Origin of the sequence: Arthrobacter sp. K5 (assembly GCF_040448525.1) — a bacterium.
Classification (GTDB): domain Bacteria; phylum Actinomycetota; class Actinomycetes; order Actinomycetales; family Micrococcaceae; genus Arthrobacter; species Arthrobacter globiformis.
Genome location: NZ_CP159279.1, coordinates 1,293,464 through 1,305,817, shown reverse-complemented (window position 1 = coordinate 1,305,817; position 12,354 = coordinate 1,293,464). Strand labels below are relative to the sequence as shown.

Here is a 12,354-nt window from a genome sequence, read left to right as displayed (position 1 = left end):
GTAGACTGCAATCCTTATGGACAGTGAATATTGGTGCCATGGACGGTAAATCCAGGTGCCGGCCCGGGGGCTTTCGCCCATGATCGAGTGGCTCCTTGTCGCCGCCGGCCTGCTGCTCATCCTCGGAACCGGCTTTTTCGTCGCCGTCGAATTTTCCCTTATTGCACTGGACCAGCCCACGGTGCAGCGTGCCGTTGACGACGGCGACACCGCGGCAGTGCCGCTGCTCAAGTGCCTGAAGTCCCTGTCCACGCAGCTGTCCAGCTGCCAGCTCGGCATCACCATGACCACCCTGTTGACGGGGTACGTCATGGAGCCGTCCGTGGGGGCGCTGCTTGAGGTGCCTCTTGCCGCCGCCGGCATCCCGGAGCCTGTGGCCGGTTCCGTTTCCCTGGTGGTCGCGATGGTGATCGCGACCGGACTGTCCATGCTCCTGGGCGAGCTCGTTCCCAAAAACATGGCCATTGCCCTCGCATTCCGCATCGGCCGCACCCTTGCGCGACCGCAGCTGATCTTCACCACCATTTTCAAGCCTGCCATCGTGGTCCTGAACGGTTTTTCCAACAGGGTCCTGAACGTCTTCGGGCTGGAGGCCAAGGAGGAGATTTCCGGTGCCCGCACGCCGGCGGAGCTCGCCTCCCTGGTGCGCCGGTCCGCAGCCATGGGCACGCTCGACCCTGGGACGGCCAACTTCATTGCCCGCACGCTGAACTTCTCCGGCCGCACTGCGGCTGACGTGATGACTCCGCGCATCCGCGTCGAAACCATCGATGCCGACCAGCCGGTTTCGGACATCATCGATGCCGCCCGCCGCAGCGGATATTCGCGCTTCCCCGTCATCGGGGAGTCGACGGACGACATCCGCGGGCTGGTGCACGTCAAGAAGGCCATCGCGGTCCCACCGAACCGCCGGCGAAAGCTTGAGGCGGGCGCCATCATGACGGACGTCCTCAGGGTGCCGGAGACCATCCACCTCGACGCCCTGCTTGCCGAACTGCGGGAGGGGAACCTCCAGCTTGCCGTGGTGCTGGACGAGTACGGCGGAACTGCCGGGATCGCCACGCTGGAGGACCTGGTCGAGGAAATCGTGGGCGAAGTGGCCGACGAGCATGACAAGGTCCGGCCTGGGCTGCTGCAAAGCGCTTCCGGTGACTGGTACTTTCCGGGCCTGATGCGGCCCGACGAGCTCTCAGAACAGATTCCGGGCCTGACCGTTCCCGACGAGGCCGCGTACGAGACGGTGGGCGGGTACGTCATGAGCGAGCTTGGCCGGATCCCCGAGGTGGGGGACGTGGTGGAGGCGGGCGGCGGAACGCTCAGCGTCACCAGGATGGACGGCCGGCGCATCGACCGGATCTGTTTCCGGCCGCACCGGGAACCGGACGCCGGTCCCGCCGTGGACCAACCGTCCGGGAGTACCGCTGCTGAGCATGCATCCGTCAACGGTGCAGCCAGAAAGAACCCGTCACCACACGGCCAGCCGAGGCGCGGCCCGGCCACCAACGGAGGGCCCGGAAACGGCAGGTCCGGGAACGGCAACTCCCGGAACGGCAACTCCCGGAACGGCGGCCGGGCATGAGTGACTGGGCAGGACTGATCTGGCTGGTGCTGCTGCTCCTGGGCAACGCTTTCTTCGTGGCCGCGGAGTTCGCCGTCATGTCCGCACGCCGGAGCCAGATTGAGCCACTGGCGGACCAGGGCGTACTGCGTGCGCAGACCACCCTTCGGGCCATGGAGAACGTCTCGCTGATGCTGGCGTGCGCGCAACTGGGAATCACCGTGTGCTCGCTGCTGATCCTGCTGGTGGCGGAGCCGGCCATCCACCATTTGCTCGCGGTGCCCCTTGCCGGGCTGGGCGTGCCGACGGAAATTGCCGACGTCTCGGCGTTCGCTGTGGCCCTGATGCTGGTGACGTTCCTGCATGTGACGTTCGGCGAGATGGTGCCCAAGAACATCTCCGTGTCCGTCGCCGACAAGGCGGCGCTGCTCCTGGCTCCGCCGCTGATGTTCATTGCAAGGATAGTGAATCCGGTCATCACCGCGCTGAACTGGTCCGCGAACCACATCCTGAAGCTGATGCGCATCGAGCCCAAGGACGAGGTCAGTTCCACGTTCACGCTGGAGGAGGTGCAGTCCATCGTTCAGGAGTCAACGCGGCACGGACTGGTGGATGACGACGCCGGCCTGATCACCGGTGCCCTGGAATTTTCGGAGCACACCGCCAGCGATGTCATGGTTCCGCTGGAACGGCTGGTCATGCTGAAGTCCTCAACCTCCCCGCTGGAGTTTGAAAAAGCTGTCAGCCGCACCGGATTTTCCCGGTTCCCGATGCTGGACGACGACAGCATGCTGGCCGGCTACCTCCACATCAAGGACGTGCTCGCCATCCCGGAGTCCGGTTACGAGAAACCGATCGCGGAAAGCCGCATCCGGTCCCTGGCCAACCTTTCGCGGGACGACGAGATCGAAAAGGCGATGTCCGTCATGCAGCGCTCCGGCTCGCATCTGGCGCGCGTCATCGGGCCGGGCGGCCAGACGGAGGGCGTGCTGTTCCTGGAGGACGTGATCGAGCAGCTCGTGGGGGAGATCAGGGATGCCACCCAAGCCAAGGGCATCCGGCGGCTGGGCAGGCCCGACGGCGGATAGCCGGTAGGGTACCGCCGGCACCACTTGCCGCCGTTAGTTCTAAATAGGAATCATTCCCATTTAGCGCTACACTCGACTTGGGGTTGCTCCTCCCCGCAACCTGACCCGTCCAGAACCGAGGTTTATCCGTGCCTGTCAACGCCCGCATTTCCTTTACCGCCGCCCTGGCCGGCTTCGGCCTGCTCCTCACCGGCTGTGGTTCTCCGGCGGCCGAGACTGCAGGCGAAGACGCCAAGGGCCGCATCGCCGTCGTCACGTCGACAAATGTCTACGGGGACATCGTTGAGGCGATCGGCGGGGACAGGGTCAACGTCGCGGCCATCATCTCCCGTCCAAGCCAGGATCCGCACTCCTACGAAGCCAACGCCCAGGACCGGCTGGCGGTGTCCAAGGCCAAGCTGGTGCTGGAAAACGGGGGTGGCTACGACGACTTCATCCACACCCTGGCGGACGACAGCAACGTGCCCCACGAGAACATCATCAGCGCCGTGGAAGTGTCCGGCCTGGCCCCGGAGGCTGCGGGCACCGCCTCCGCCCACGCGGAGGACGGGCATTCCCATGACCACGGCGACTTTAACGAACACGTCTGGTACAACTTTGACGCCATGTCGCACCTTGCCGATGCCGTGGCAGCCAGGCTCGGCGCCCTCGATTCCGCCTCCGCCAACAAGTTCACCGCCAACGCCGATGCGTTCAAGGCCGGGCTCGCGAAGCTGGAGAGTAAGATTTCCGCAATGAAGACCTCACATGGCGGCGCCGGCGTCGCCGTGACCGAACCGGTTCCGCTCTACCTGCTGGAAGCAGCCGGACTGGAGAACCGGACCCCGGCCGAGTACACGGCCGCCGTCGAGGAGGGCGCCGACGTTCCGCCTGCAGTCCTGAAGGCGGCCACCGCGACAGTCGCCTCAAAGGACACGAGTTTCCTCGCCTACAACGAGCAGACGGAAGGCCCGCAGACGCTGGCCGTGAAAAACGCGGCCAGTGCCGCGGGCACGCCGGTGGTGAACTTCACCGAAACGCTTCCCGACGGCAAGACCTACCTGGAATGGATGGCGGACAACGTGGACAACGTCAGCAACTCGCTGAAGAGCCAGCGTTGAACCCAGTCATCAGCCTGAAGCAGGCGTCGCTGAAGTTCGGCCGGCGTGCCCTCTGGGAAGACCTGAACCTGGACATCAACCCGGGGGAGTTCTTCGCGGTGCTGGGGCCCAACGGCAGTGGCAAGACCAGCTTCCTCAAAGTCCTGCTGGGGCTGCAGGAGCTGCACTCCGGCCAGGCTAGCCTCGGCGGTCACCCCGTGGAGCGGGGCAGCCACATGATCGGCTACATCCCGCAGCAGAAGCCTTTCCTTCCCGACACACCCATGCGCGCCCGCGACCTGGTGGGTCTCGGCGTCGACGGGCATCGCTGGGGCATCCGGCTCGGCACCGCCAAGGCCAACCGCAGAATTGACGAACTGCTGGAGCTCGTTGGGGCCAGCGACTATGCAAAGGTGCCCGTCGGGCAACTGTCCGGCGGTGAGCAGCAGCGCCTGCGCGTGGCCCAGGCACTTGCCACCGACCCGAAAGTGCTGCTGTGCGACGAGCCGCTCCTGTCGCTGGACCTGCACCACCAGCAGGCCGTCAGCGCACTCATCAACAAGCAGTGCCATGACCGGAAGAGCGCCGTGGTGTTCGTGACCCACGAGATCAATCCGATCATCGACTACGTGGACCGGGTCCTGTACCTGGCCGGCGGCAGGTTCAGTGTGGGAACGCCGCACGAGGTCATGACCACCGAGGTCCTTTCCGACCTTTATGACAGCAACGTGGAAGTGATCCATGCCAACGGCCGGATCGTCGTCGTCGGTCTTCCCGACGCCACCACACACCACCACGACGACGCGCACGCCACTGCGGGGGAGGGTTCCTGATGGATCTGGAATCGATCCTGCAATCGGTGTTCAATTTTGAGAACTACGGCGAATTGCTGCTGTTGGTGCAGAACTCCCTGTGGGCCGGGGCTGTGCTTGGACTCCTCGGCGGCCTCGTGGGGACCTTCGTGATGAAGCGCGACCTGGCGTTTGCCGTTCACGGAATTTCCGAGCTGTCGTTCGCCGGCGCTGCCTTCGCGCTCCTGATCGGCACCGATGTGGTGTTCGGCTCCCTGGTGGGGTCCGTGGCGGCTGCGCTGCTGCTCGGGCTCATGGGTGTGCGGGCGCGGGACAAGAACTCCATTATCGGCGTGATCATGCCCTTTGGCCTGGGGCTCGGGATTCTTTTCCTGTCGCTCTACGAGGGCAGGGCCGCCAACAAGTTCGGACTTCTCACGGGGCAGATTGTGTCGGTGGACACCGTCCAGCTTCAGGTCCTGGCGGGGACCGCGGTGGCCGTCATGGCGGCGCTGTGCGTCATTTGGCGCCCGCTGAGCTTCGCCAGCGTCGATCCCGAGCTGGCCGAGGCCCGCGGTGTTCCCGTGCGGTCGCTCGCCCTGGTTTTCATGGTGCTCCTCGGCGTCAGCGTTGCGCTGTCAATCCAGATCGTGGGCGCCCTGCTGGTTCTTGCCCTGCTGATCACGCCCGCGGCTGCGGCCCTGCGGGTGACGTCCTCGCCGCGCCTCGTGGTGCTGCTGAGCGTGGTGTTCGCTGTTTCGGCGACGGTGGGAGGAATACTGCTCGCCCTCGGCGGCCGCATCCCCATCAGCCCCTACGTCACCACGCTGTCGTTCCTGATCTACGTCGTGTGCAGGGTCATCGGCAGCATCCGCGCCAAGCGCGGCCTCAACGGGCGGGTCATGCGGACCGCCTAAACAGGGAATGTAGCGTTACTGCGCTGCGGCCTTGCGTGCGGAGCAGGCGGGGCAGAGACCGTAGATCTCCACTGTGTGGGCCACTTCCGTGAAGCCGTGCTCCTGCGCGGTCCGCGCAGCCCAGGTCTCGACGGCGGGGGCCTCCACTTCCACAGCCTTGCCGCAGTTGCGGCACAGGAGATGGTGGTGGTGCACCGTCACCGTGCAGCGGCGGTACACGGCCTCGCCGTCACCGTTGCGCAGCACGTCCACGAGTTCCTCGTCAGCCAGCGACTGCAGGATCCGGTAGGCGGTGGCCAGGGAAACCGATACACCCTTGTTCTGGAGTATCCGGTACAGCTCCTGGGTGCTCACGAAGTCATTGAGTTCGTCCAGGGCGGCGCTGACAGCAATCCGCTGCTTGGTGACGCGTTGCTCTTTCCCGCCGGCCGCCGTCGAAGGTGCCTGTGGTCTGCCGTCAGCGCTGGCGCGTTGTGGCATGGATGAACTCGCTTTTCTTTCGGGTAATGGCAAGCCTTAACGTTACCAGTCGAGCCGCGTGGACACTGCCCGGGCCCGTCCCTAGGCTGGCTTCATGAAGCTGACAAAATACACGCATGCCTGTGTCCGGCTCGAAAAGGACGGCCGGGTGCTGGTCCTGGATCCGGGGACCTTCTCCGAAACCGCCGAGGCGCTGGAGGGCGCACACGCCGTCCTCATCACGCACGAGCACGCCGACCACATCGATGTCCCGGCCGTGGCCGCTGCCCTTAATGGCAACGGAGGGCTGGAGCTTTTCGCGCCAGAGGGCGTGGCGCAGAACGTGCGCAAGGAGGCGCCGGACGCGGCGGACCGGGTGCATGCCGTGGAGCCGGGGACTGCCTTTGACGCCGCAGGCTTCGCGGTCCGCAGCTTCGGCGGCCAGCACGCGCTGATTCACCCCCAGATTCCCGTGGTCGCCAACATCGGCTACCTCGTGGACGAGGACGTCTACCATCCGGGTGACTCGTTCATCATCCCGGACGGCATCAGCGTGCGCACCCTCCTGGTCCCGGTCCATGCCCCGTGGAACAAGGTCAGCGAGGTCGTGGACTTCGTGATCGGCGTCCGTGCTGAGCGGGCATACGCCATTCACGACGGCCTGTTGAACGACACCGGCCTCGGCCTGGTGGAGGGCCATGTCAAGCGGATCGGGGCTAGGTACGGCACCGAATACACCCATCTGTCCGCCCGCGACTCCGTGGAGCTTTAGGGCCGCCAGAGACCCGTCTCGAAGAAGGCCTTCAGCGTGTCCTCGTGTGGCTGCGGATCCAGTCCCTGGGCCGCCAGCCACGCAGGACTGTAGTGGCTGCCGGCGTACCGGTCACCGCCGTCGCACATCAGGGACACCACGCTGCCGCGTTCCCCGTCCGCCACCATCTGTGCCACGAGCTGCCAGACACCCCAGAGGTTGGTGCCCGTGGACGGCCCGGCGTGCAGCCCCGCCAGCGTGTGCAGGTGCCGCATGGCTGCGACCGAGGCGGCGTCGGGAACCTGGATCATGTGGTCGATGACCGAGGGGACGAAGCTTGGCTCCATGCGGGGCCGGCCGATCCCTTCGATCCGGGACGGCAGGCCGGTGCTGAAGTCGGCAGCACCGCTCCGCCACCCGGGATAGAATGCGGAATTCTCCGGATCGACCACCGCCAGGGAGGTGGCGTGGCGGTGGTAGCGGAGGTAGCGGCCGATCGTGGCGCTGGTTCCGCCGGTGCCGGCTCCCACCACGATCCAGCGGGGGACCGGGTGCTCCTCGAGCGCCAGCTGCTCAAAGATGGACTCGGCAATGTTGTTGTTGCCGCGCCAGTCCGTGGCGCGTTCGGCGTAGGTGAACTGGTCCATGTAGTGGCCGCCGCTCGTGGCGGCAACCTCGGCGGCTGCCGCGTACACCTCTGAGGCATGGTCCACCAGGAGGCAGGCGCCGCCGAACTGTTCGATCAGGGCGATCTTCTCCGGGCTGGTGGTGCGGGTCATCACGGCGATGAACGGCAGGCCCAGGAGCTGGGCGAAGTAGGCCTCGGAAACGGCGGTACTGCCGCTGGACGCTTCCACGATGGTGGTGCCCTCGTGGATCCATCCGTTCACCAGCCCGAACAGGAAGAGGGAACGGGCCAGCCGGTGTTTCAGGCTTCCGGAACGGTGCGTGGATTCATCCTTGAGGTACAGCTGGACGCCCCAGTGTTCAGGCAGCGGCACCGAATACAGGTGCGTGTCTGCCGAGCGGTTGTTTTCCGCGTTGATTTTGCGGACAGCCTCGTCCGCCCATGCCCGTTCCCGGATCCCCGCGCTGTTCACTTAAGCTTCCCGTTCACTGAATTGCCTGCTCACTGGATCAGCCTACCGGCGGGGCCAGCCGGGGCTAGAGTTGGACAGATGGATACCCTCATTGACGTGGCCGGGCTGAACGAGCGGATGGCAGCCGGTCAGCGGACCGTGGTGCTGGACGTCCGCTGGGCGCTCGGAGATCCGGAGGGTCACAGCCACTACCTGAAAGAGCACATACCGGGCGCAGTGTACGTGGACCTGCCCACCCAGCTGGCGGAGCCCGCAGATCCGGGCCGCGGGCGCCACCCGTTGCCTTCGCCGGCCCGCTTCCAGGAAGCGGCCCGGTCCTGGGGAATTTGTGATGGCGACGTCGTGGTCGCCTATGACGATGCCGGCAGCACTTCCGCCGCGCGGCTGTGGTGGATGCTGCGGAATGCCGGCGTGCGCACTGTTTACCTGCTCGACGGCGGCCTTGCCGCCTGGCGCGCGGCCGGGCTGCCCGTGGAGGGCGGCGAAGTGCAGCCGGACGCCGGAGACGTGACTCTTGCGGGCGGCGGCATGCCGGTGACCGACGCTGACGGCGCCGCGGACTGGGCCGGCAGAGGCGTGCTGCTGGATGCACGCGCCGCAGAACGGTACCGCGGGGAAGTCGAACCGGTGGATCCCCGGGCCGGCCACATTCCCGGAGCCGTTAGCGCCCCCACCACCGGGAACCTTGACGACGACGGCCGTTTCCTGCCCGCGGAGAAGCTGCGGGAACGCTTTGCAAGCCTTGGCGTCGACGCAGCGACGCCGACCGCCGTCTACTGCGGCAGCGGCGTGACAGCCTCCCACGAGGTAGCGGCCCTGGAGATCGCCGGATTCAGCGCCGTTCTATTCCCCGGCTCCTTCTCCCAATGGTCCAACGACGCTTCCCGCCCGGTGGCCACGGGCGACTGATCCGCGGTGGTTGAGCTTCTCGAAACCCGGCTTGATTCCGCAACGCTCAATCCGCGGTGCGACGCCTTACGCGGTGCACCGGCAATTGGAAGTCACCGGGGAGCCGCGGTAGCGTCGCCCTATGACTCCTGGACGCCCCGTACCCCCGCCGCTGAACCTGCGGATCCCGCTGGACGAAACCGCCGCCGGACCCCTCGAAGGGCGCCTTGCCGCCGCCCGCGGCGCGTCGTCTGCCACGAGCGGCCTGGTTCGCCTGACCGTTGCCCGCCGGGCACCCAAGGCTGACGACGTCGAAATTGATATTGAGTTCTGCGGTCTTTGCCACTCGGACGTTCACGCCACACGGGGAGAGTGGGGCACCCAGAACTACCCGCTCGTACCGGGCCACGAGATTGTGGGCAGAGTCAGCCGCGTCGGTTCGGACGTGAAGGATTTTCAGCCGGGGGACCGGGTGGGCGTGGGCTGCATGGTGGACTCCTGCCGTGAATGCGAGAGTTGCCTCGAAGGGCTGGAGCAGTACTGTGAACGCGGCCTGACCGGGACGTACGGTGCCAAGGACGCCCGGAACGGGGATGCCGTCACGCAGGGCGGTTACGCATCATCCGTAGTGGTGGACCGGCGGTACGTCCTGCGGGTGCCCGAAAACCTGGATCCCGCGGCGGCTGCCCCCCTGCTGTGCGCAGGCATCACCACCTTCTCGCCGTTGCGGCACTTCGGTGTCCGGAAAGGCCACGTGGTCGGCGTCGTGGGCCTGGGCGGCCTTGGCCACATGGCCGTCAAATTGGCCAAGGCGATGGGCGCCGAGGTGAAGGTCTTCACTACTTCTGAATCCAAAGTGTCGGCGGCGCTGGAGCTGGGCGCTGACGACGTAGTACTTTCCCGGAACGAGGAAGCGATGGCCGCCGAGAACCGGAGCATCGACGTCATCATCGATACGGTGGCAGCACCGCACGACCTTAACCCGTTTTTGCGGACCCTGCGCCGGGACGGGGCCCTCTTCCAGCTGGGGCTGCCCTCCGAGGCCATGCCGCCGGTCAATCCCGGGGCGCTGATCAGAAGGCGGATTTCCTATGCGGGTTCCCTGATCGGAGGTATCGCCGAGACACAGGAGATGCTCGACTTTTGCGCCGAGCACGGCGTCGTCTCGGACATCGAACTGGTTGGTGCCGAACAACTTAACGACGCCTATGACCGGATGGTCGCCGGTGATGTGAAGTACCGTTTTGTCCTGGATACATCCACGCTGCAGGAACCGTCGGAAAGGGCTGACGCATGAGCACGCTGTTCACCAAGATTCTCAACGGGGAGATCCCTGGCCGGTTTGTCTGGCGCGAGCCGGACGTCTCCGCGTTCCTCACCATGGGTCCGCTGGCTGACGGGCACACACTGGTGGTCCCCACCGAGGAAGTGGACCGCTGGACGGACGCCTCGCCTGAGACCCTGGCCCGGGTCATGGAAGTGGCGCGGCGCATCGGCGCGGTTCAGGTGGACACGTTCGGGGCAGCCCGGGCAGGACTCATCGTGGCTGGTTACGAGATCAACCACATGCATGTGCATGTGTGGCCTTCCAACAGCATGGCGGAATTCAATTTCGCCACCGCCGAACACAACCCGGACCCGGCGCGGCTGGACGCCAACGCCGAAAAGCTGCGGGCTGGCCTGCGCGACGCCGGCTACGGGGAGTTCGTGCCGGAGGCCTAGGACGAAATCCACATCGGCCAGTCGCGCCGGTCCCAGGCGGACTGACTCCACGCCTGTCGGTTCCCGCCTACCCCCGGTTGGCGCACTCCGGTTCCGCTAACCAGTTCCAGGTAGTGGCGGTGCCGTGGAGTGGTAGGTGTGGCCAGTGGGTGTGGTGAGTTCGATGGTGTGCCTTGGGCCGGGTGTGGGTTGGGTTGTCCATCCGGGGAGTTCTTTGGTGTGGTTGCAGGCTTCGCAGAGCCCGGCGCCGTTGGCCAGGGTGGTGGGGCCGTCGTTGTGCCAGGGGATGATGTGGTCGTGGTGGCGGATGGGGGCGTCGCAGTAGGGGGTGCGGCAGGTGTCGTCGCGGATCTGGATGAAGCGGCGCAGCGGTGCCGGGAACAGGCGCCTGCGCGAGTTCGTGCCCACCAGGTCGCCGGTGTTCGGGGCGGTGTAGAGCCGGCGGAGCCAGGCTTTGAGCTCCTCACGTCCGTCGCTCTTTTCCTGCGTTATCAGTTCCCGGGCCCAGGCGGCGGGGACAACACCGTAGCCGGTGAGGCGGGCGGGTTCGGTGTCGGCTTGGAGGAGGGTGCGGTCGGTTATGACGAGGTTGATGTCGATGCCGGTGATGCCGCCGGGGGTGCCGGTGGTGCGTTCGACGAGGGTGTCGGCCTTGATTTGTCCCAGGCTGCGGGGGTCGCCGGCGGCTTTGAGGGTGTCCGCGTGCCGGGTCAGGGCCGCGTAGACTGCGACGCCCTCATGGGCGGGCAGCAGCGCCGTCAAATAGGTCATGCAGTCCGGGGCCGGTCGGAGGCTCACGGACCGTTCCGACGCGGCATGGCTGGCGCGCTGGGTGACCGAGCGCGGGTCCCTGCGGGCGGCGGCGGCCCGGGTTGCGGCGATGAGGGTGCGGGTTCCGGCACCGGTGAAGGTCCCGGTATCGGCCGCCAGTTCCTCATCGACCGCGGCCCGGTCTTCCACGCCCAGGCACGCTGTTTCCTTCACGACGTGGATGGTGCGTTCTTCGTTGAGCTGGCCGGTGTCCAAGGCGGACAGGGTGTGGGGCATCTCGGTGACCAGGGCCTTGGCCATGCCGAGCAGCCGGCCGCCGCGGTGCGGGGACTCGCCCCGGGCCAGCGCGATCTGCTCAGCCGCGCCCAGGCCCCGGTCTTTGCTGCAGTCTTTGCCGAGGTTCTCCGCGGTCAGTGTCCTGCGGCCATCATCCGTCCCAAGGTCCGTCTGGTCCTGGCTGTGCCGGGTCTCGAAGGTGACGGCAAGTCTGGCCTGTTGCCCGGCAAGCATGTTTTTGATGTTCTCGCACGCGTGCGTCTGGTCGATCAGCCCGGCCTTGTCGGCGTTCAGATCAGCCCGCAGAAGGGCGGTTGCCGCAGCGACCCGGTCCGCCAAAGCCAGCCTCGGCCTACCGGGCCCGCGCCCACCAGTGCCCGTGCCGGCGATGGAGGCGTCGGCGTCGGCGAACAGAACACCGGCAAACTGGGCCTCGGGAAACGGGTCCTCAGGGAACACAGCCGGGAACGCGGCGTCGAGGTCATCGTCATACGGCAAACCGTCGTCCTCGAACTCATCGAACAGAATGGCGCCGTCCGGGAACGCATCGAAAGGGAACTCAGCATCAGGAAAGGCGGCCGCCTGCAGCACGCCGCCGCGCGGCGCCGCTCCTGTCAGTGCTGAATTCCCGCTGCCTTCCATGAACACAGTCTGCCAAGGGGGACTGACAATTAAGGGCCGATGGAGCACCGGATGAGGGCGGGATCCCAAAAGGTTTCGTGAACCCACAGGAGAACGAAAGTGGGTACTTCTCCGCCGTCGCGTTCATCGCACTCCTCAAGATGCGCGAATCAGCCGCGCGTCCGCTCCTCGGCTCCGTCCCGGTCGTGGCAAGCCACGAGGAAGCAGCAGCGCTGGCCGAGGGCCAGGACACTGACGAGCGGCTCGACACCTCCACCATGCTGCTTTCTCCGGTGCGTGCAGAAACAGTGGGCGCCGGCGCCCGCTGAGGGG

General features: G+C 66.3%; 13 protein-coding genes. 10 read left to right on the top strand and 3 right to left on the bottom strand.

The window, feature by feature from the left end; all coding sequences use genetic code 11:
* Positions 1–82 precede the first annotated feature (82 nt).
* From ABRP34_RS05840 to ABRP34_RS05820, 5 genes are all read left to right on the top strand, one after another.
* Positions 83–1,579, top strand: coding sequence for a hemolysin family protein (locus tag ABRP34_RS05840; protein ID WP_353713313.1), 1,497 nt, complete (start codon positions 83–85; stop codon positions 1,577–1,579).
* The gene (locus tag ABRP34_RS05835; protein WP_003804839.1) at positions 1,576–2,646 is read left to right on the top strand and encodes a hemolysin family protein; all 1,071 of its coding nucleotides are present in this window, start codon (positions 1,576–1,578) and stop codon (positions 2,644–2,646) included. Before ABRP34_RS05840 ends, ABRP34_RS05835 begins: the two co-directional genes overlap by 4 nt.
* Before the next feature lie 128 nt (positions 2,647–2,774).
* Complete coding sequence (locus ABRP34_RS05830) at positions 2,775–3,746, top strand: zinc ABC transporter substrate-binding protein (RefSeq protein WP_353712558.1); 972 nt, start codon at positions 2,775–2,777, stop codon at positions 3,744–3,746.
* Positions 3,743–4,558, top strand: coding sequence for a metal ABC transporter ATP-binding protein (locus ABRP34_RS05825; RefSeq protein ID WP_003804835.1), 816 nt, complete (start codon positions 3,743–3,745; stop codon positions 4,556–4,558). The genes ABRP34_RS05830 and ABRP34_RS05825 overlap by 4 nt, the downstream gene beginning before the upstream one ends.
* A complete protein-coding gene (locus ABRP34_RS05820) occupies positions 4,558–5,433 on the top strand; it encodes a metal ABC transporter permease (protein ID WP_003804834.1) in 876 nt (291 codons plus the stop codon). The genes ABRP34_RS05825 and ABRP34_RS05820 overlap by 1 nt, the downstream gene beginning before the upstream one ends.
* A 15-nt stretch (positions 5,434–5,448) precedes the next feature.
* Here the strand turns inward: ABRP34_RS05820 and ABRP34_RS05815 are convergent, their stop codons facing one another.
* The gene (locus ABRP34_RS05815) at positions 5,449–5,913 is read right to left on the bottom strand and encodes a Fur family transcriptional regulator (protein ID WP_353712557.1); all 465 of its coding nucleotides are present in this window, start codon (positions 5,911–5,913) and stop codon (positions 5,449–5,451) included.
* 94 nt (positions 5,914–6,007) lie between these two features.
* Here ABRP34_RS05815 and ABRP34_RS05810 point away from each other — a divergent pair, with 94 nt between their 5' ends.
* Complete coding sequence (locus ABRP34_RS05810) at positions 6,008–6,664, top strand: MBL fold metallo-hydrolase (protein ID WP_353712556.1); 657 nt, start codon at positions 6,008–6,010, stop codon at positions 6,662–6,664.
* Here the strand turns inward: ABRP34_RS05810 and ABRP34_RS05805 are convergent.
* The gene (locus ABRP34_RS05805) at positions 6,661–7,743 is read right to left on the bottom strand and encodes a PLP-dependent cysteine synthase family protein (RefSeq protein WP_353712555.1); all 1,083 of its coding nucleotides are present in this window, start codon (positions 7,741–7,743) and stop codon (positions 6,661–6,663) included. The genes ABRP34_RS05810 and ABRP34_RS05805 overlap by 4 nt on opposite strands.
* A gap of 78 nt (positions 7,744–7,821) precedes the next feature.
* On the opposite strand from ABRP34_RS05805, the gene ABRP34_RS05800 reads away from it, so the two are divergent.
* From ABRP34_RS05800 to ABRP34_RS05790, 3 genes are all read left to right on the top strand, one after another.
* A complete protein-coding gene (locus ABRP34_RS05800; RefSeq protein WP_353712554.1) occupies positions 7,822–8,652 on the top strand; it encodes a sulfurtransferase in 831 nt (276 codons plus the stop codon).
* 121 nt (positions 8,653–8,773) lie between these two features.
* Entirely contained in the window at positions 8,774–9,928 is a 1,155-nt protein-coding gene (locus ABRP34_RS05795) for an NAD(P)-dependent alcohol dehydrogenase (RefSeq protein ID WP_353712553.1), read from the top strand.
* Positions 9,925–10,353 carry an HIT family protein gene (locus ABRP34_RS05790; RefSeq protein WP_003804824.1) on the top strand — a complete coding sequence of 143 codons (429 nt, stop codon included), beginning with the start codon at positions 9,925–9,927 and terminating at the stop codon, positions 10,351–10,353. The genes ABRP34_RS05795 and ABRP34_RS05790 overlap by 4 nt, the downstream gene beginning before the upstream one ends.
* A gap of 96 nt (positions 10,354–10,449) precedes the next feature.
* Here ABRP34_RS05790 and ABRP34_RS05785 read toward each other — a convergent pair whose 3' ends face one another.
* The gene (locus tag ABRP34_RS05785; RefSeq protein WP_353712552.1) at positions 10,450–12,042 is read right to left on the bottom strand and encodes a DUF222 domain-containing protein; all 1,593 of its coding nucleotides are present in this window, start codon (positions 12,040–12,042) and stop codon (positions 10,450–10,452) included.
* A gap of 77 nt (positions 12,043–12,119) precedes the next feature.
* On the opposite strand from ABRP34_RS05785, the gene ABRP34_RS05780 reads away from it, so the two are divergent.
* On the top strand, positions 12,120–12,350 hold the full coding sequence (locus ABRP34_RS05780; protein ID WP_353712551.1) for a hypothetical protein: 231 nt from the start codon (positions 12,120–12,122) through the stop codon (positions 12,348–12,350).
* The last annotated feature ends 4 nt before the right edge of the window (positions 12,351–12,354 follow it).

Excerpts from the sequence above, each read along its gene's own strand:
- ABRP34_RS05835 (WP_003804839.1), top strand. The coding sequence starts at position 1,576 with ATGAGTGACTGGGCAGGACTGATCTGGCTGGTGCTGCTGCTCCTGGGC.
- ABRP34_RS05820 (WP_003804834.1), top strand. The coding sequence starts at position 4,558 with ATGGATCTGGAATCGATCCTGCAATCGGTGTTCAATTTTGAGAACTAC.
- ABRP34_RS05795 (WP_353712553.1), top strand. The coding sequence starts at position 8,774 with ATGACTCCTGGACGCCCCGTACCCCCGCCGCTGAACCTGCGGATCCCG.
- ABRP34_RS05790 (WP_003804824.1), top strand. The coding sequence starts at position 9,925 with ATGAGCACGCTGTTCACCAAGATTCTCAACGGGGAGATCCCTGGCCGG.
- ABRP34_RS05800 (WP_353712554.1), top strand. The coding sequence starts at position 7,822 with ATGGATACCCTCATTGACGTGGCCGGGCTGAACGAGCGGATGGCAGCC.
- ABRP34_RS05810 (WP_353712556.1), top strand. The coding sequence starts at position 6,008 with ATGAAGCTGACAAAATACACGCATGCCTGTGTCCGGCTCGAAAAGGAC.
- ABRP34_RS05785 (WP_353712552.1), bottom strand. The coding sequence starts at position 12,042 with ATGGAAGGCAGCGGGAATTCAGCACTGACAGGAGCGGCGCCGCGCGGC.
- ABRP34_RS05815 (WP_353712557.1), bottom strand. The coding sequence starts at position 5,913 with ATGCCACAACGCGCCAGCGCTGACGGCAGACCACAGGCACCTTCGACG.